Source organism: Olivibacter jilunii (assembly GCF_900607235.1).
Classification (GTDB): Bacteria; Bacteroidota; Bacteroidia; order Sphingobacteriales; family Sphingobacteriaceae; genus Olivibacter; species Olivibacter oleidegradans.
The window spans coordinates 53,688-73,153 of the sequence record NZ_LR027859.1; the positions used below are offsets into that span (position 1 = coordinate 53,688).

Here is a 19,466-nt window from a genome sequence, read left to right on the forward strand (position 1 = left end):
ATTAACCACCCATTTTACAATCGATTAAAAAAGTACTTTATAAAGACAGGGAAGTCTGTTCAGGAGGCGTTGGAATATTTTTTGGAAGGGTATCATTTTCTTTGGGAAGTGATCCGGTCATCTTTGCCAACTCTTTTGTTATCAACTGCTGTATATCATCTTTTATACTGAGATAGGTTTCCTGTATATCTGCTGCTGTTACCTTTTCAACAAGTGGTATATCTCTATAGGAAGCTTCTTCTGCCTTTATAACTTCATGGTCATTCTGTATTTCTGCATGAAAAATTTTCTGTGGTATCTTACAGTCCGGGTTGTCGGCAACAACGCCAACAAACACGCCTGATGAAAGTGTTGCTATCTTGCTTGCCGGAATGGCGGCATCCAACTGCGTAGATTTTGAGATGGATGTGTCACTGCTGTTTATGCTCAGACTCTGTCGATCCTGAACAATTTTGCCAAACGTCTCCGATAACTTTTTTGCAGTATCGCCGGTCACCTGTCCGCTGATAATATTCCCGACAATTCCGGTTATTACATCTGCTTGGTCGGCCCCGTAATCTTTTTTTAGCTGGCTGAAATCCTGAACGGCTAATACCGTGGCCACTTTGTTGCTCCTTGCTGTGGCAATAAGGCTATCAATATTGTTAAAGTAGATCGTTGGAAACTCATCAAAAATAAGGCTGCTTTTAAGTTGGCCTTTCCTGTTGACCAGTTTTATCATTCTTGAAATGAAGAGGGAAAGTATAGGGCCGAACACCTGTAGTTTCTGCGGGTTGTTACCAACGCATACGATTTTTGGAGCTTTTGGGTTATTAACATCCAAGGTAAAATCATTGCCGCTCAGAACATAATATAACTGGGGCGAGGATAATCTGGCCAATCCGATTTTTGCGCTGGCGATCTGCCCCTCCAGCTGCTCTTTTGCGTTATTCTGAAAAGCAGATATAAATGGGTTGATCAGTACCTTGATCTGCTCCTCCTGTTGTAATACGGCAAAAAGCGGATCGTAATCCACCTGCATTAGCTCTATAACATGCGGCAAGGTACAATATCTCCCATTTTCATACTTCCGAAGAAACCAGATAATGGCTGTTAGGAAGTTTATGGGACTCTCTACAAAGAAGTCACCTTCCTTTTTTATCCAGTCGCGGTTAAGGCCAAGCATAATGGTACGGCTTGCCTCCGTAGCATCGGTAATATCGTCCATACTTTCGGGATCCAAGGGATTGCACCGGTGATATATTTTCTCGAAATCAATCACCCAGAAAGTTGGCTTCACGGCATAATTCTTCCGATATCTCAATAATGCATTATAGGTAATCCTGGACAGATCATCGAATTTAAAATCATATAAGAAGACGGAGAACCCCTTTTTTATATGCTGATCAATGATATGGCGGATGACAAAATAACTTTTCCCTGCACCGGGGGTTCCCGCTACCAATAGTCCTCTGAAAAGATTGATAAAGTTTATCCAACCGTTCCTTATCTTCCCCTTAAGCTGATATTTTGTCTGAAGGTTAACGGAAAATTCGTTTTCCAATAGCCGTTCTTCCTGTGGAAAGGTTTCATTCTCTGTATTGAAGATATCATGGCTAAGCTTTTCTTTTAATAGCCTTGAGAGGTATACGCCTCCCGTTAGGATCAGGAGGTAACCTATTGATGTCATCAGCATATAGAGTGCTGCAATGACCGCTATTCGTGTAGGGAGATAAAAACAAAGTATACTTATGAAGTAAAGTAACAGTCCGGTAATAATATAGCAAACGATCACCCTTACCTTCATCTTTTCATCCTTTTTGCCCTTTGCTCCCAACAGGGATATCGACAGCAAACCCAGTGCAGCAAGTTTGGGCAAGAAGATGTGGGAATAAAGGCCCGTCTTTGCAATAACACTTATGATTCGATTGGTAATTTCTGCTGTCCAGCCCCATTGTTCAAAAACTTTATAACAGCATAGGTAAAAATGGATAGCCAATATGAATATGCTGATCAGTCTGGAAAAGTCTATAATTTTCCTTAAGCCCTGTATATCTTCTCCTGTGTTCATGGTTGTTTTCGCTTTATCTGTCTTTTTTTCTTTTTGGAAGTAATAGAAGGTGCATATCCGGTATACTCGGGATTCAGAAGGTCTTTCAGTATTTTATCGGTTGTAGTGGAGACAGTCAGATTGGAAAAGTTGGTTTTTCCGGCATGTTGAAGGTGCTTTTCTTCACTGTGGGGTTTTAGGTAACTGTTTATTCTTTTTGGCTTCGCCAGATAGGTCTTGACCTTATCGTTTTCGGCAAGTTTTTCCTTCAGGGCTTTTGCACTGTAAGCTTTCCCAAGACTGCTGCCATTAAAAACGGTTTTACACCGGTGATCAATAAACGTGGTGCCGTATATAAATCCTTCTTCGTTCTGGCGGAAAAAAAGCGCTATCTCACTTTTCTGTAATTCGGTATTCAAGGTCTGTTTGGTGATGCCTTCATACCTGTTAAGCACCTGGTCGATCCGCTCTTTTAGATCATCGCGATACGGCTTCCTTTTCTCGACATTCTGTTCAAACTTTCTTTCCAACCGTTTAAGGATAGGTTTACTATAAAAGCTGCTTGCTTTGATCGGAACTCCAACCTTATTGCCCTGTCTGTCCAGCACTGAATAAAGAAGACCTTTTTTTCTGAACATTTCGCTTTCCTCACTCCCCCTGTCTGCCACGACATTGAACTGTTTGAGCACTGCATTAAATTCTGCAAGTGACGTGAACTTATAGCTATTCATCACCGTCGTAACCACACTGCCGATTGCCCTTTTGGTAGGCAAATGACCATATTGTATTCTCTCAGGATCAATTGCCTTTATAGCTGGCTCTGGATGATATGTTTTGCTCTCCGCTTTTATCAGGCCAAATTCTTTCTCTATGAATTTTCTTGCCTGTTCCGATTTTATCCTTCCTATGTTATGTAGGTTGATAGAGTTGCCATCCTTTTTTATATTTACCGTTGCGATGTGGAAATGCTGATGGGAAACATCGTGATGCCGATATACCAGAAAAGGTTGGTCACCAAACCCGATACCTTCCATATAGGCTGCTGCGATCTGTTGCATTTCAGCGTCGACCAATTTTTCACTTGAATGGAAGTTAAGTGAAATATGAAGTGCATTCGTTTTTACGCTTGGTTTGAGATTGGTTAGATGTTCAAATCGCGTAAGTTTATGAGCGAAATTCAACTTTTTGATGTCATCTGCAAACCCACTGGCCATAATCAGCGTGGCAGAACCTTCCGCAACCTTCTGCTCGTTATAATGCAATATGCCCCGAATACTTTTACCTATCATGATCTTTGCAACCATTTTTCAGCAAGTTTTGAAACGATATCCAATAGCCGTTCTATTTTTGGTTCCATCTGTTTATAGGTACTGGCTGTTTTAAGGGCAAAAAAAGCCCGTTCAGCCTCACTCTGACTGGTGTGAAAACGATGCGTCTGCTGATTGATATTGACACCTATTGCTTTGATCTCTTTTCTTATCAATGCAAGCTCTTCCATAGGACCATTCATAGAAACATCCCTATGCAGGTAAGTTATCCGTTGTTTTAAGAGCGTCTTTCTGACCACTTCTCCAATGCTCCTGCAATTACTTTCTTTCCGGATTTTTTCGAGCTTATTAAACTCATTTAAAGTGACTCTAATAACAATCGGATTAGTAAGTACCTGTTCTTGATTTTTGATTTCTTTCCTTGGCATAAATCACACCTTTTAGAAAGTTCAGACTTTACGAGTTCCGAGTAAAGTCTCCGGCCTCAAGGACGGCAAAGATATTTTCGTATACGAAAATACATCTTTGCTGCCCACCCGCGTGGGCCATAACTCACCTGCTGGAATGTAGTCTGAACTTCGGTTATATTTTAGGATTGTCCTTACTTATCTTTTTATTTAATTGGGAAATTGCTGATAAATATCATTGACATCTTCAGGTAGAAGGAGCGGAATAAAAGACCGAAGAAGTTGCCTTATTCGTGCTCGAGTATTTCTTACAGGTTTGATAATTAGTTTGAGATTTTTGTGTAAATCTGTTCTTTTAATGGTCTCGTCTTTTGTGTTCTTTTTCATGTTTTTGACTATATTTTCAGTCAAAGTTGAGGGAAAGTTTTTGGCCTATTTGACAACCTGTTGGGGAGTGGTTAAAGATTCTTTTTTTCATTCCAAAAAAGAATATGCCTTGATATTTTTTAGTAAATTTTTTTAATGTACTGTTTATGAGCGAAGCTATTGGTCAGCACATTGTTCACCGGTGCTATTTGAAAATTTCGCAGTTGACAAACGAGCCGAGGAAGCGTAGATAGATGTGTAATGTTTAAAAGAGATAGCAAAAAACGATACATCGACAAAACATAAAAAACATCCGTAAAATCAGAGAGTTTTATACGTTTGATAATTTGCACGGACAAGATAGGCGCTGGTTAGAAAATTACTATTCACAAAATATAGAAAGCTTGTATCATGAAGTTTATCGAACTTGATAATTTGTGGTAAATCAGCGAGGCTCCACCTTGAACAGAGCCCCGCTGATTTATTAGGCTACGTGAGCCATTTCCTCACATGCTTGCGCACATTTACGACATGCTTCCGCGCATTCGCGGCAATGTTCCATCCCCATTTGGGCATGTTTTTCACACTCCTCTCCGCATACATTACAAATTTCAGCGCAGATTCTACAAAGTTGTTCGCTGTAGTTACCTCCCAAGCTCATAACTTCAGCCGCAGACCGACAAATCGCTGCACATTCAAGGTCCAGATGAATGCATCTTTTAAGATGACTTACATCTTCTTCATTTAAACATGCAATAGCACAGTGGTTGCAGATAACTGCACAAGCATTACATGCTTCAATGCAGTTTTGATACTGTTGATGTGACATAGATAAAATGTTTAATGTTAAAAAAATGATTAATTGTTTCGGTTAGTCAATAACCAGTCCTGTAAGTCGGCGATCTCTTTTTGTTGGTCGTCGATAATCTTCGTTGCCATAATCTTCATTTGTTCGCTCTTACCCAACTGTAGAAGCAGTTGTGAGCTTTCGATTGCACTTTGATGATGGACGATCATTAATGTGGCGAAATCTTCGTCTGTACTACCATTGATAATCTGTAAATCAGCATTCTTGGATGATTTTTCCATACCTTCCATCGTTTTCATTTGAAATTCTTCATTGACAACTGAGGGTTCGTTACTTTCGATGAAAGCCGTCAGTTCTTCAATTTCGGCCTGTTGGGCGGCTACAATATTTTCAGCCGTTTTGCGTATGGTGCCGTCAGTTCCTGTCGATAGTTCCTGATTGGACATCTTAATTGCCCCTTCGTGATGCATACGCATCATCATGGCAAAATCGATATCAGGATCCTTCGTAAACTGCATAGCATGCATATTATCCATCATTTCATGCATGATACCCATCATCGTGTTTTTATCATGCTCCTCAATTTTAATAGTGTCATCGTCTTTTGAACAGGACGAAAATGCAAAGGCAACTGATGCCAATAGTGTTAGTTTAACAACGTTCTTCATGGTAGGTGCTTTTAATTTTTTAAACTTTATCAAGTGATAGCCTTACTTGTTTATTCAACCCTTTGAACTGGCTAGGCGTTAAGCCTGTAATGGACTTGAATTGATTCGAAAGATGAGCATTACTGCTATAACCCATTTCGTAGGAAATCTCATTAAGGGTCAATTCTCCATATAACAATAATTCTTTTACTCTTTCGACTTTCTGCTGGATAATATATCGCTCAATGGTAACGCCTTGAGAATCGGAGAAAAGGCGACTTAAGTAAGCTTGATCCTTGTTTAGACGCTTGCTGACAACATTCATTATACTCTCGTTTAGACTTATAAGATCGGAATGATGCACAAGCTCAATCACTACATTTTTTATACGTTCGATAAGCTGGTTCTTTTCTTTAGTTAATAGCTCAAAGCCTAAAACGTTCAAAGATGAGCTTATCAGATGTAATTGTCCTTCCGTTGGATCGGGCGATATTTTGACAGTACCGAGAGATATCTCTAAAACCTGTAATCCCAGATTTTCTAATTGTTGGCGAACAACCATTATACAGCGGCCGCACACCATGTTTTTAATATGTAATAACATGTAATTTCCAAGCTTAATAAAAAAATAGAGTTATGATCTCTTGTAAAGAGCCTTACAAGACAGCTTGAAATCAAATAAGGAAGGTTTGGTTTAGTATATAAATGGGCTTCTTTCGAACCTTGGGCGGTCCGGTATCCATAGAGTATACCTGTACTTTTACCTCGGTTCTGTAGAAGGTGTATAAGAAACTTTTTTCTTGGTCAAGCAAACAATATAATTCAGGCTCGTTTATCGTCTGTTTATGGGTTGCGATATTTTCCTTGATGACATATTCGCCATGTTCGTTACAACAATCGCAGTCTTTGCCTTTGTCGCAAGTCTTCTTTGATTTGTGCTCTTTGCTGTCGCTATCGTGTACTAATGAAATTGAGAGTTCGTCGTTAAACAGATAGGCACCGCTACAATGCAGAATACATACAAACAGACCCGTTGTAAGTAACAGATAGAATGCTGCAAAACTTATGGCTCCGACTTTTCTCATATTCTTCACCGAGGACTGGTTTCCTAATCTTAGTACATAATAGACTTTTTTTTGTTTTAAAAAAATAAAAAAACAGGCAGAATTTTCTACCTGTTATGATTAGGCCTTTTCTGCCTTATATCCCGCTTGATCCAGTGCAGACATTACCTTCTGACCGTCTAGCGATTCGTCGCCTTGAACGGTTAGTATTTTGTCTGGATCAGTGATGTCAACCTCCCATTTTTTAACTTCTGAGAGGTTATTCAAAAAAGGGGTAACAGTCTCTATACAGCCGCCGCATTTGATGTTTGTTTTGAACTTTAATGTTTCCATGATATTTACCGAAAAATAATAGAAAATGTGGGTTTAACTTGTATTAGTCTTTATGTAAAATTTTCTCAGACGGCAGATCATTTATAAATTGTTTTATACACGGCGCCAAGAACTTTGAGAAATCATTGATCGTTCGAATATCGCTTGAAAGTGATGTCGTCGAAAGCTGTGCATTAACCAAAAGTTTTACTAAATTTTTGGCTAGTGCCGCAGGATGTCTATCATCATCCCCGGGTATTATAAATGTTGGAATGGCAATATCTTTTAATTCTTTATAACTATGAAAAGCCCGATCGTATACTATTGCCGCCGCCGCCGCAATACTTGCCGGTTCCGAACGGGGAATGGCATCTTTCACCATATCTCCGATCACAGGTGACAAATTCTTAAGAATAGGTTCCCAGGCAGCCTCCAGGCCATGACTTAGGACTCGAGTGGCAAACGCTTCCAACAGTTCAATTTCTTTCGCTTTCGCGTCATCGTCTTCAATTTCTTCAATACTGATAAGAATCAATGCACATAACCTTTCAGGAAAAGTCATTGCCGATTTGAGGGCAATCGTCGTTCCTATTCCAGCGCCTCCCAAGATTATTGAAGGCACTTGTAAATAATCGATTAAGTCCCTGATATCCTCCACATATCGATTCCATGTATATGAGTTCCTATCATAACAAATTGACTTTCCGTATCCTCTTAAGTCTGGCAAAATAACGGAATGTCTGCTAGACAGAGCTTTTGCTAAAGGAATGAGACTTTGATGATCCGGGCCACCTCCGTGCAACAACATGATAATTGAGTTTGCGTTTTTTTTGATTGCGCCAATAGAAGTCGCATAAAGGAGTCGGCCATCACTGCTTTGAAAGCAAAATCCCTGTATTTCATTATTGGTTGATCGTATCAGCTGATTTTCCATCTTGCCTATTTTTTGTCATTTTAAACGAATACTGTTACTAACAACAGAAACAGAACTTAGGGTCATCGCGGCACCTGCAATAATTGGATTCAACAGAAATCCGTTGATCGGGTATAGAATCCCTGCCGCAATAGGAATTCCAATTAGGTTATATATGAACGGCCAGAAAAGATTCTGTCTGATCGTTTTAACCGTTTGCCTCGAAAGACACAGGGTTTTGTAAACCTGCTGTAAATCAAACGATACCAAAGTTATTTTTGCTGCGTCAATTGTATCCGAGTTAGCTTCCCCATGCTTAGCTTGCTTGTATGCATTGATAAAAAAGCTTTTCCCGAAGATAAACAGTACAAGAGTTGCCAATACACAAGACATGTCCGTTAGGAACATTCCGAGAATGACAATGGGAATAGTTAGAATAGAAGTGGCAATAATTCTGGATTTTAATGCTTTATAATGGATTTTTTGCACCTCTAGTACTTCTTTACCCTTTTCCGTATCCAAAATTAAGTCATAACCGATAGATTGCAATACTTCCTTGAATTTATTTAACTGAACTGCAATAGAGTCAAATACAACCTTTACGGTTTGGGTAGCATAGTTCACTTCAGCATTATGCACTCCGAATATCGATTTAATCATAGATTCTACGCTTACACCGCAAGCTGCAAAGGTCACTCCCAGGACAGGGAGCGACGCGGTTTCTATATTTTCTTTGCTTAACATTTCCTTCGATTTTGACATTACAAGGGTAAGTAGGGACCTTGTCCGATACTTTACATGATTTCGATAAAAGTTTACATAATTTTTAATTAAAAAAGTGATGCCTTTTAAAAAGGCACCACTTGGACTAATCTCCACACTAAAAACTAAAATCGTACCAATAGACCTCCTCCCCAGCGATACCTTGAATCGTAGCCAGCTGAGATTGATAACTTCTTTGCAAGCATATATTCAATGTCCAAATGATATTCTTTATCTGTATTTGCACGCCAGTTAAAGAACATTCGTGGAAGTAGCCATTGCTCTCCCTCAAGTTCAGCCCTTACACGCCCCTTCATATTCACACTTACATCTGCTTCAATAAAAAATGGTAACGTATACCTGAAACCGAGAACCGGGAGTTCATAATCCTGTTCAAAGGTTTGTCTACCGTTAAATACGTTATAGTATTTTTGCTGTAAGCCCCGAAATCCGATATAAGGCCTCAACCAATCATTCAGATACCTTTCATATGACACTTCGGCTTCATACTGACCGCCATAGTTTGCATTTGCTTCTAGACGAAAAGCGTTTCGCGAATTAAAGTAGTTGGCCTGTAATTCACTCATATGGCTTTTGGCAGCAAAATTTCCGTAAAAAAACCACTGTCTATCTTCCTTAAATAAATTCTTGAGAGGTGCTGTAGCCAACGCAGTGTCACGCTTGCTTCCTTCATAATGCACGATGCGTGCCATGCCGCTCATCATATGATATAAGATATGACAATGAAAGAACCAGTCTTTATCCTCATCCGCAGCAAACTCGATGGTAACGCTGGTCATTGGTGGAACATCAACTGTATGTTTAAGTGGGGAGTAGTCCCCGTTTTTATTCAGAACCCTGAAAAAGTGGCCATGCAAATGCATGGGGTGATTCATCATCGTGGTATTCTCCAAAGTGAACTGTACAACTTCACCCTTCTTCACGTTGATCATATCGGCTTCCGATAGTACTTTTTTATTGATTGACCACACGTAGCGGTACATATTGCCTGTCAGCGTAAGATGATAATTCTTTTTTGTACGAGCAGGATCAAAAGTGGTTTTTTCCAAGGCCTTCAGCATGTCGTAATTAAATACTACATCTGCCATTGAATCCTGTCCGATTTGGTGATCAGCCATTTCATCGTGCATGGAATGATCCATGTTTTTTTCGTTATGCTCCTTCGTTTCCCTATGCTGTCCATATGCTTTATGGTCGGCACTGTCCTGTTCCAACTTCATTTTCGCCATATCGTTGCTCTCCATATTGTGTCCACCGTGATCCTGTTTTTGTAAGGAATCCAGTATCTTCTCCCCGTCATCCATCTTCATATCATGAGCGGGGTACTGATTGTCGGATTGGGACTGTTTTTCCTGAGAAACTTTTTTAGGCGCCTTGTTTTTTTCTTCCATACCACCCATGTCCATTCCGTCCATATCGGTGTTTTCCGTCGCCCCATGATTCATGCCGTTCATTTTCATTCGTCCTGGAAAATTTACGGTCATATCCATCATCATTTTGTTCATGTTCCATACATCCGGCTTAGAAATGTCTCTTGCCATTACCTTCTCACCAGAGCCGATAAACACAGAAGTAGAACCGGAAATATCCTGTGGGGTAGCCCGCAATTCATAGGCACCGTCGGATGGTACGGTGATCAGGAAATCATAGGTTTCCGCCGTTCCGATCAATATCCTATCAATAGATATTGGGCTAACATCTAAGCCGTCTGCCGCTATAAGGAGCATTTTTCCTCCTCCGTAATTCAGGTAAAAATAAGTAGACGAAGAGCCATTGATTACTCTTACTCGAAGACGGTCACCCGGTTTATATTGCGACAGATCAATGGAACGTTTTCCGTTTACCAGAAAAGCATCGTAATAGACATCTGATAGATCCATTGCAGGCATCCTTGTCCATGCACTTTTTACCCTTTGGAAATAAGACCCGTGCGAAATCAGTTTATCAAGACTTTGCGCATAACCCTTTTTGATGGTATACCACTCACTTGCGGGGTCGTTACGCCGGAGGGTGCGATGAACTTCGGATGGGTTTTCATTGGTCCAGTCCGACAATAGTAGAACAACGTCGTGATCTACGGTATGTGCTTCCTTTTTTGGATGTATTAAAATAGATCCATATAACCCACTCTGTTCCTGCAACATTGTATGAGAGTGATACCAATAGGTTCCGCTCTGTTTTAAAGGAAAGACAAACTTTCGGACGCCTCCTGGTTTTATGGGTGGGGTAGTGAGATAAGGAACGCCATCTTCGATATTGGGTAACAATAGCCCATGCCAGTGCGTGGAGGTCTCGTGATGATGTAGCATATTATGAACATAAATAATAGCTGTATCACCCTCGGTAAACTCAAGTGTCGGCGCCGGAATCTGTCCATTTATGGCAATTGCCCGAACTATTTTATTGTTTGCGTAATTGACAGTTGTATCGCTCACATAGAGGTGGTAGGTAACTGTTTTTTCGGAGCCTGAAGACACTTCAATTTTATGGGACAGTGGATTGTCAAGCGCGTTTTTATTAGGATGCGAATGCTGCGCTGATGCCAGCGTAGCAAATGCTAACTGAACGGCTACCAATATTATTTTCATTATATTTTTACTTTTCATCATCTTCATCCTTTATTTCAGTTTCCTACTTTTAGTAGACTGGCATTGATAGCAACAACGACGGTACTCACGCTCATCAGAATAGCTCCAGCGGCTGGGCTCAAAAGAATTCCCTGTCCGTAAAGTACACCCGCAGCCAATGGTAGGGCGATAACATTGTATCCAGTGGCCCATATCAGGTTTTGGATCATTTTACGATAGGTTGCCTTCCCGAAAAGGATGAGATTAGCAACGTCTTTTGGGTTGCTGTTTACTAATACGATACCTGCTGTCTCCGCAGCTATATCGGATCCTGACCCAACAGCGATACCAACATCGGCTTGAGCAAGTGCTGGTGCATCATTGACGCCGTCTCCCGTCATGGCTACATATTCACCTGTTTTTTGCAGCTCTTTTATTTTTTCCAGTTTTTGATGCGGTAAAACCTCCGCAAAGAAACTGTCCATATTCAGTTTACTGGCTACAGATGCAGCCACTTCTTTATTATCTCCTGTTAGCAAGATAGATTTAATATGGTGATCGTGTAATGTACGGATTGCATCAGCGGATTCGGGACGAACGGTGTCGGCCAATGCAATATAACCGATCGGCATTTCATCAAGCAGCACAAATACGACAGTAGACGCTTTATCGGTGTCCGGTTCGATCGGTAAATTCAGTTTATTTTCTTTAAGGTAACCCGGACTGACTACTTTTATATGCTGTCCCTCTACATCTGCCTCCACTCCTTTACCAGTGATAGCGTTGAAATTCTTTGTCTTCGGAATATCGATATTCAGATCTTTAACCTTTTGGATAATACCTGTAGCAATGGGATGTTCTGAATTTTGTTCTAAAGCCGAAGCAAATCGTAGTATTGCAAGCTCGTCTAGGCCGCTTTGATAACTAACCACCTTCGACACCTCAAACTTACCTACAGTGAGTGTTCCGGTCTTATCGAAAACCAGCGTAGTGATCTTACGGGCATTTTCAAAAGCTGTCCGATTTTTGATCAACAAGCCATTCTTGGCAGACTGAGCAGTCGATTTGGCAACTACTAAGGGAACCGCCAACCCAAGGGCGTGGGGACAGCAGATGACAACCACGGCAACCATACGCTCGATGGAAAATGCCAGATCTTTCCCTCCAGCAAAATACCAATAGGAGAAGGTAAGGATTCCTATCACAATCGCTATCAAGGTAAGCCATCTGGCAGCAGTATTGGCCAGAAGCTGAGTTTTGGATTTTGAATTCTGCGCATCCTGAACTAGTTTGATCACTTGCGATAAATATGATTGCTCTGATCCATGAGCAACTGAAATCCTGATGGCACCGTTTCCGTTGATGGATCCGGCAATTACCTCATCTCCTTTTCGTTTCTGCACGGGTTTCGACTCACCAGTAAGCATGCTCTCGTTTAAAGAACTTTCACCCTCTACTATGGTGCCATCGGCAGCGACTTTTTCCCCTGGCTTGATCAGTATGACATCGCCTGTTTTCAGATCGGCTGTTTTGACTTCATTGACCAGACCCCCCGTTACCAAATGTGCTTCATCTGGCATCAGCTGTACAAGTAACTCAAGTTCTCTGGAAGCACCCGCAATAGATTTCATTTCGATCCAATGCCCTAGCAACATAATCAGGATCAAGGTTGAAAGCTCCCAGAAAAAATCCATCCCTGTCAACCCGAATACCGTTGCAACACTATATCCATAGGCTACGGTAATCGCAAAACCAATCAGGGTCATCATGCCCGGATCTTTGCTGCGCATTTCATCCGTCCATCCTCTAAGAAACGGCCATCCGCCGTAAAAAAACACCACCGTTGAAAGTATCGCCAAGACATATTGATCTCCCGGAAATTCGACATGAATACCTAGCCATTGCTGGATCATGGGAGACAGAAGGAGTACCGGAACGGTAAGTATAAGAACTACATAAAAGCGTTTTCGGAAATCGGCGATCATCATTGCATGATGATCGTTTCCTGCATGTTCCATGGGCGAATTATGTGTAGGATGTGTCCCGTTGCCGTGCTTTGGATGTGCTAGCTGACTATGGATATGATGGTGATCACTACTGTGTTTGCCTCCATGAGAATGAGAATGTTCCATAACTGTATTGTTTACTCGGTTTATACTTTACAATTTAGCATCGATCTTGTTTCTTAATTCCTTCGACCAGTTGATCAGAAGTGCGACTTCCTCTTTCGTTAGCCTCGCATCCCTATGGATAAGAGTATACGTCTTTAGAGGCATCGTCCGGTCCTTTAATTGGCTCTCGATTGACCGAAGCTTATTGTATCGTTTCTTTATTGGATATGATCCGAATTCGTCAAAATTAAGTTCCTCTTTTCCATGGATAATGTGGTTTTCCATAAACCTAGCAAAAGGCTGTATGTTACTATACCATGGATACTCCGTACGATTGCTATGGCAGTCAAAGCACGCCTTTTTTAACACAGCGTTTACCGGTTGTGGGACTGTATATATATGAGTAATAGCATTTGTCCCTGCCGATCCGGTGTTTCTTTTCTCTCTTGGAATCAGTTGTATCAGTAACATCGCAAACAAAAGGAAAATCCCGATCACTAACACCAGTCTTCTTAACGTATTCATAAGAACGTTTATTTAAAATTAAATAATTTAACAAAAATTTACTACTTTTTTGTCTCTTAATGAATATCATTCAGGAAGCTAAACGTCTTGTAAAGGATGTTTCCCTTTTTTCAAGACATACTCGCTATAGAGTAAATAGGCACCGGTGACTACCACTGTGTCGCCTACTTTCAAACCTGATCTGATTTCAACTTGTTCAAAGGATTCTAGCCCTGTGGTCACTTTTCTCGGTTCAAAGCGCTCATTATCCAGCGCAATCCACACATGTTGGGTATCTCCATCATTGATAACGGCATTTATGGGAATCGACAAGTATTCGGACGACGACTTTTTGGATAGCATGATATTAGCCTGCATCCCGGGTTGCCAACGGTTGTCCAGATTGGGGATACTTCCACGAATCTGCAAAATCTGTTCGTTGCTCGCCAGGTTAGGTGTTATAAACTCAACGGTCATGTCTTGCGGATCATTTTCCCAGCCAGCAACCATTACTTTCAATGTTTGACCTTCCTTTATTTGGCCAATTTCGGAAGGATATACGTCTGCCTCGACCCACAAACGCTGGTAGCTTTCTAATTGTAGTAAGGTGGCACCTTCTGATACATACTGGCCTTCGGTAATAGAAATCTCAGAAACTTTGCCGCTTTGCGGCGCATAATACGTAATGTAAGGATTTGTTCTTTTTGTATCTGCCAGGTGTTTGATTTGCGTATCGGATTGGCCATATAGAATCAGTTTCTGTTTGGACGCTTTATGAATATCCTGAAATCTCCTGTCGTTATTGAACTGCGCGGATTGTGCAAGCGCCATCAGGTATTCTTCTTGCAAGGTCAACAATTCTTCTGAGTAAATTTTATAAATGGCCTGCCCTTTTCCTACTGATACGCCGGTCTCTTTTACATATAGTTCTTCGATCCTTCCGGCAACCCTGCTGCTAATAAACGTCGTCTGTTCCGGATTGACAACAAGTTTTCCATTTAAATAACTATTGTCTTCAAATCCTTCGGTTCCGATTATAGCTGTTGTGATGTTAGCCAATGCCTGTTGATCCTTACTCAGAGTCAGACCTTTGTCTTTGTTGTTTTTATTGAAGGGGACAAGATCCATACCACAGATGGGACAAGTCCCTGGTTTATTCTGAACGATCTGTGGATGCATCGGACAGGTAAACGTTTTAAGCGAAGCATTCCCTTTCGCACCCTTCTCTTTCTCCGAACATGCGGCAATGATAATGGACGGCGACACGACCGTGAACAATACCGTCTTTAAAAAGGTTTCTCTTTTCATAATTAGCTGTCTTTTTGCGTGATGATGAAACTTTCACTATCTACCAAATAATAGGCATTTTCCGCAACGGACCATTCGCCGATATTATTTAATATTTGAACTTGTCCATTGACTGTAACACCACTTTTAACTTCAGTAGGTACAAAAACGCTCCCCTGTTTTTTGAATACAATTGATCGGCTACCCAATTTTAATACCGCCTGCTTCGGAAGCCACCAACCGCTTGTGATCGTTGTTGGGATTTTTCCACGTAGTAACTCACCAACCCGGAGATTCGTGGTTGCCCCATAAACCCTCGCCAGCGTGAAATTTTCCCCTGCCCTGTAGGTAGGTTCGAGTAGCTCAACCCTATCCAAATAACTTTTGCCCGGGTTTGCTGTGCTATTGTAGAGTATTCTTGCATTTAATTTGACCATGGTAGCCAGTTGAGGAGCGATGGAAAACTCTGCGATCAGATCCCTGTTGGTATAAATATTGAACAATCCTTGGCCCACGCTGATATACTGCCCTTCCCGTAGTATCAGTGGGGTAGTAGTCGCAGTGGTTGGAGTGCTTGTTGCGTTGCCTAGAGACATGGAATTCCCTCTCGACATCCCCTCCATACCGCCATCTATGCTAGGAGCCAGAGCTGCCGCTGTAACCGGAGCTGGGGATGTGCCTTTTTCCAAGATGTAGCCATCCGCTGGACTATAGATGGACACCCGATAGTCCGGTTGACCTTTCTGTAATATGCTATTAATCTGCTGCTGCGTTAACCCAAGAAAGCGAAGTTTGTTGATTGCCTTGTTGTATAACTGTTCGTTGGTCATTTTATTTCCCTTCAGCAGTAATAACTCCCGCTGTGCTGAAACCAGTTCAGGAGAATATATTTGCATGATCAGTTGGCCACGCCTGACAGGCTGATAGTTATATTTTATATACAGTTTTTCAATTCTTCCTCCAACACGAGAGCTGATCGATGTATTATTTCTGGTATCCAACGTTACTTTACCGGGAACTTCAACCATCAAAACCTGTATACCGCTATCGGCCTTAGTAGTCGATATACTGGTTTTAATCTGTTCATTTACCGGTTTCAATAACGATTGAAGACTAGCATCTACTGGGGACTTTCCGTGCTGTTCATGCCCCTTACTCGGAACCTGATCGGGTTTTTCCTGCCGACAACTAATGATCAGAGCCGTCAAGTAAAAAAGCACTATACGCTTATTTATAAAGTTCTTTCTCATAATCTACAATCATTTTGTATAGTTTAAGCTTTTCGTCCAATAACGAATTTCTCATCATAGTTACCGCTTCCCAGTCATTGATTACCACGGTGAGCTCCTGTTTATTTTCTTGGTAGGCTTGAAAATTTGCATCAAGTGCGCGGTTCAGTGACGGAATTACTTTTTCCTCGATAGCGCTGATCTGTTTCTGCATATTTAGTATTTCGTACTGCATCCCATATAGCATACCTTGACTCTCCACCAACATGCCGGTTCTTTCTTTTTGCATTGCCTGTACGTTCAGCTCCATCGCTTTTACCTCGTTCTTGTACATCTTACTGCTCCAGGGAGCTATTGGTATACTTACCATTCCCATTATACTATAAGCGTTCGGCATCATTTTTCCCAACGGGGACATATGGTCAAAGCGGATTTTAAAATCCGGTTTTGACTCCTTTTTCATGGATTGTATGTTCAGTTGCATGCTTTCGATATCGGCATCCATCTTTGTAATATCTTTTCTTCTTGTAGCCAGAATGGAAGTGTCCAAACTTGCTTGAGGTGTAAATTCCGGAGAAAAAGTTGTGTCAACTGTGAACAAGGTATTCCCCGGCTGGTTCATTAAGCTATTGAGCCATGCACGGGCTTTGGCAATTTCCCCTTCTTGCATGCGGATTATATTCTCAGTGTCCTCTATGCGCGCATCTGCTTTAAAGACGCTACCTAGGGAAGATCGGTTATATTCGTAGCGAATCCCTTCTATTTCCTTCATGGTTTTCATCAGAACCACATTTTCTCTGAGTATATGGATGCGCTTTTCGGCAACTAACCAGCTATAATAAAGCATTTTGGCTTGTGCTTTCAGTTCATTGAGCTTGACCTTTCTTGATTCCATTTCCGATTTTCCCTGTGAGGCAATAAAATCCCGTTTTCCCCTTAGTTTTGATGGATTCGGAATATCCTGTTCAAATTGCAGCATAAGCGATCCTTTATCGCTATCCGACATAATTTCTTGTCCCGGATATGGTGTCATAAACGTTCCTACACCAACCATTGGAGCCATCCACGAAGTGGCCGCTTTTGCGCTATACTGAAATCCTTCCGCTTTCAACGAATAAGATTTCAGTTGCTCATTTTGCTCATCAATGCGTTTTAGTATAGTATCTAACTGTAACACAGATGTGTCTTGCCCGTAAGTGAAAACAGGATATAAAACGAGGATAAATAGTAATTTCTTAATGGTTTGCATCGTATATTTCTAATTTTCCGTATTTACGTAATTCATATTCTTTTGTCATCAGAAATATCAACGGAGTGACTAATAGGATGTGCGTAGAAGATGTTAGAACACCTCCAATCATCGGAAGTACAATAGGTTGCATGACATCGATCCCTACACCATTTGCCCATAATACCGGCACCAAACCGAACAAAGCGACACTTACCGTCATCAATTTTGGTCTGAGGCGTTTAGCGGCACCATGTATTACATATTCCCTTAAATCTTCTTTGGTTATGGTATCGCTACTGTTTCCTTTCAGTTTGACCAATTGTTGCATGGCATCGTTAAGATAAATGACCATGACAATACCTGTTTCTACTGCAATTCCGAACAGAGCTATAAATCCTACTGCCACGGCTACGGACAGATTGACTCCCCAGAAGTAAATCATATAAGCGCCACCTATCAGCGCGAATGGTATCGTCACAAGGCTTAAAAACGCTTCCCGCAGAGAATGAAAGGCAAAATATAAGGCGAAAAATATAATCACGAACACGATGGGTGCAATCCATAACAGTGTTTGCTGCCCTCTGATCAAATTTTCGTACTGCCCGCTCCACTCTAAGAAATAACCGTCCGGCATTAACCCCTTGCTGCCGTTGATCTTGTCAATAGCTTCTTTAACCGTACTTCCCAGATCCCTGTCACGAACATTGAACATGACAGCACCTCGCAGTAGCGCATTATCTGACGTGATCATAGGAGGACCTGTTTCAAACTTGACGTTGGCAACAGAGCTTAATGGAACTTCTCCGAATGATGGACTCTTAAGAGGAATTCTTTCGATTTTTGTGATGCTGTTTCTATAATCCTGACTTAGCCTCACGTTTATGCTGAATCTCCGACGGCCTTCGATGGTCTGTCCTATGGGTGCACCTCCTAAGGCCGATTCAACGGTTTGATTCACATCATCGACGGTTAAACCATAACGGGATAATGCTGATCGGTCAATATCTATATTTAAGTATTTTCCACCTGTAATAGGCTCTACGTATAAATCCTGCACACCCCGAATCCCTTCCAGAACGTTTTTGACACGTTCAGAGACCGATGCTATGCTGTCCAATTGCTGTCCATAAACTTTAATCCCCACATCGGTACGGATACCCGTTGCCAACATATTAATCCGATTGATAATGGGTTGTGTCCAGCCATTCACCACCCCCGGAATCTGAAGCTTTTTATCCAATTCGTCGATGATATCCTGCTTCGTTATGCCTTCTCTCCATTGACTTTTAGGCTTGAGCATAATAATGGTTTCGATCATACTGATAGGGGAGTTATCCGTTGAAGTACTTGCCCTACCGGCCTTACCGAGCACCTTTTCTACTTCCGGAACACTTTTAATGATTTTGTCTTGGACCTGTAAAATGCGCTTCGCTTCACTGTTGCTTATATCTGGAAGCGTAACCGGCATGAAGAGAATGCTTTGTTCATCCAAAGGGGGCATAAACTCGGTACCTAAGTTTTTAAGTAAAGGAATAGTTATTAAAAGAGCGATTACATTAATGGCTATAGTCGTTTTCCTCCATTTTAATACTTTCCGGATAATCGGCTCATAGATTCTGCTGAGAAAACGGTTGACAGGGTTTGCGTCATCTGACTTGACCTTCCCTTTCATAAAAAAGGATATCAACACAGGGGCCAGAGTAATAACCAAAAATGCATCAACAATCATAATGAAGGTTTTGGTATAAGCTAAAGGATGAAACAGTTTTCCTTCCTGTCCAGTCAACATAAAAACCGGCAAAAATGAGGTTATAATGATAACGGTTGCAAAAAAGACGCCCCGGCTTACCTGTTTGCTACTTTTTTCAATGACCTTTATTCTTTCTTCATCAGAAATCCATTGAGGCGATCTTTTGAATATATTTTTAAATTTCTTCATA

General features: G+C 41.2%; 17 protein-coding genes and 2 pseudogenes. All 19 read right to left on the reverse strand.

Annotated elements, in window-relative coordinates; all coding sequences use genetic code 11:
- Nucleotides 1–37: 37 nt before the first annotated feature.
- The 19 genes and pseudogenes from mobC to E0E36_RS25480 all read right to left on the reverse strand — a co-directional run bounded on the left by mobC (nt 38) and on the right by E0E36_RS25480 (nt 19,465).
- On the reverse strand, nt 38–2,050 hold the full coding sequence (mobC, locus tag E0E36_RS25400) for a conjugal transfer protein MobC (RefSeq protein WP_130858298.1): 2,013 nt from the start codon (nt 2,048–2,050) through the stop codon (nt 38–40).
- The gene (locus E0E36_RS25405; RefSeq protein WP_242627397.1) at nt 2,047–3,333 is read right to left on the reverse strand and encodes a relaxase/mobilization nuclease domain-containing protein; all 1,287 of its coding nucleotides are present in this window, start codon (nt 3,331–3,333) and stop codon (nt 2,047–2,049) included. The genes mobC and E0E36_RS25405 overlap by 4 nt, the downstream gene beginning before the upstream one ends.
- Nucleotides 3,315–3,725 (reverse strand): mobilization protein, encoded by a 411-nt coding sequence (locus E0E36_RS25410; protein ID WP_130858299.1) that lies wholly within the window; start codon nt 3,723–3,725, stop codon nt 3,315–3,317. The genes E0E36_RS25405 and E0E36_RS25410 overlap by 19 nt, the downstream gene beginning before the upstream one ends.
- Nucleotides 3,726–3,914: 189 nt before the next feature.
- The gene (locus E0E36_RS27870) at nt 3,915–4,091 is read right to left on the reverse strand and encodes a hypothetical protein (protein WP_165447080.1); all 177 of its coding nucleotides are present in this window, start codon (nt 4,089–4,091) and stop codon (nt 3,915–3,917) included.
- Between the two features lie 463 nt (nt 4,092–4,554).
- On the reverse strand, nt 4,555–4,899 hold the full coding sequence (locus tag E0E36_RS28285) for a four-helix bundle copper-binding protein (RefSeq protein WP_130858300.1): 345 nt from the start codon (nt 4,897–4,899) through the stop codon (nt 4,555–4,557).
- 29 nt (nt 4,900–4,928) lie between these two features.
- Nucleotides 4,929–5,546: a DUF305 domain-containing protein gene (locus tag E0E36_RS25420; protein ID WP_130858301.1), complete on the reverse strand. Its 618-nt coding sequence runs from the start codon at nt 5,544–5,546 to the stop codon at nt 4,929–4,931.
- 19 nt (nt 5,547–5,565) lie between these two features.
- Nucleotides 5,566–6,129, reverse strand: coding sequence for a helix-turn-helix domain-containing protein (locus tag E0E36_RS25425; RefSeq protein ID WP_130858302.1), 564 nt, complete (start codon nt 6,127–6,129; stop codon nt 5,566–5,568).
- Between the two features lie 70 nt (nt 6,130–6,199).
- On the reverse strand, nt 6,200–6,610 hold the full coding sequence (locus tag E0E36_RS25430) for an HYC_CC_PP family protein (RefSeq protein WP_130858303.1): 411 nt from the start codon (nt 6,608–6,610) through the stop codon (nt 6,200–6,202).
- 99 nt (nt 6,611–6,709) lie between these two features.
- Nucleotides 6,710–6,922, reverse strand: a complete 213-nt coding sequence (locus E0E36_RS25435) for a heavy-metal-associated domain-containing protein (protein ID WP_130858304.1) — start codon at nt 6,920–6,922, stop codon at nt 6,710–6,712.
- 43 nt (nt 6,923–6,965) lie between these two features.
- Nucleotides 6,966–7,835, reverse strand: a complete 870-nt coding sequence (locus E0E36_RS25440; protein ID WP_130858305.1) for an alpha/beta fold hydrolase — start codon at nt 7,833–7,835, stop codon at nt 6,966–6,968.
- A gap of 15 nt (nt 7,836–7,850) precedes the next feature.
- A pseudogene (locus E0E36_RS28450) lies at nt 7,851–8,102 on the reverse strand (heavy metal translocating P-type ATPase); the annotation flags it as partial.
- Between the two features lie 252 nt (nt 8,103–8,354).
- A pseudogene (locus tag E0E36_RS28455) lies at nt 8,355–8,576 on the reverse strand (cation transporter); the annotation flags it as partial.
- Nucleotides 8,577–8,701: 125 nt separating this feature from the next.
- Nucleotides 8,702–11,185 (reverse strand): multicopper oxidase domain-containing protein, encoded by a 2,484-nt coding sequence (locus tag E0E36_RS25450; RefSeq protein ID WP_165447081.1) that lies wholly within the window; start codon nt 11,183–11,185, stop codon nt 8,702–8,704.
- 35 nt (nt 11,186–11,220) lie between these two features.
- Nucleotides 11,221–13,296, reverse strand: a complete 2,076-nt coding sequence (locus E0E36_RS25455) for a copper-translocating P-type ATPase (RefSeq protein WP_130858308.1) — start codon at nt 13,294–13,296, stop codon at nt 11,221–11,223.
- A 27-nt stretch (nt 13,297–13,323) separates the two neighbouring features.
- The gene (locus E0E36_RS25460) at nt 13,324–13,800 is read right to left on the reverse strand and encodes a heme-binding domain-containing protein (protein ID WP_130858309.1); all 477 of its coding nucleotides are present in this window, start codon (nt 13,798–13,800) and stop codon (nt 13,324–13,326) included.
- A gap of 78 nt (nt 13,801–13,878) precedes the next feature.
- Complete coding sequence (locus tag E0E36_RS25465) at nt 13,879–15,087, reverse strand: efflux RND transporter periplasmic adaptor subunit (protein ID WP_130858310.1); 1,209 nt, start codon at nt 15,085–15,087, stop codon at nt 13,879–13,881.
- A gap of 2 nt (nt 15,088–15,089) precedes the next feature.
- Nucleotides 15,090–16,316, reverse strand: a complete 1,227-nt coding sequence (locus tag E0E36_RS25470) for an efflux RND transporter periplasmic adaptor subunit (protein WP_130858311.1) — start codon at nt 16,314–16,316, stop codon at nt 15,090–15,092.
- Nucleotides 16,294–17,544 carry a TolC family protein gene (locus E0E36_RS25475; protein ID WP_130858312.1) on the reverse strand — a complete coding sequence of 417 codons (1,251 nt, stop codon included), beginning with the start codon at nt 17,542–17,544 and terminating at the stop codon, nt 16,294–16,296. Before E0E36_RS25475 ends, E0E36_RS25470 begins: the two co-directional genes overlap by 23 nt.
- Nucleotides 17,531–19,465 carry an efflux RND transporter permease subunit gene (locus tag E0E36_RS25480; RefSeq protein WP_130858313.1) on the reverse strand — a complete coding sequence of 645 codons (1,935 nt, stop codon included), beginning with the start codon at nt 19,463–19,465 and terminating at the stop codon, nt 17,531–17,533. Before E0E36_RS25480 ends, E0E36_RS25475 begins: the two co-directional genes overlap by 14 nt.
- Nucleotide 19,466: the final 1 nt, after the last annotated feature.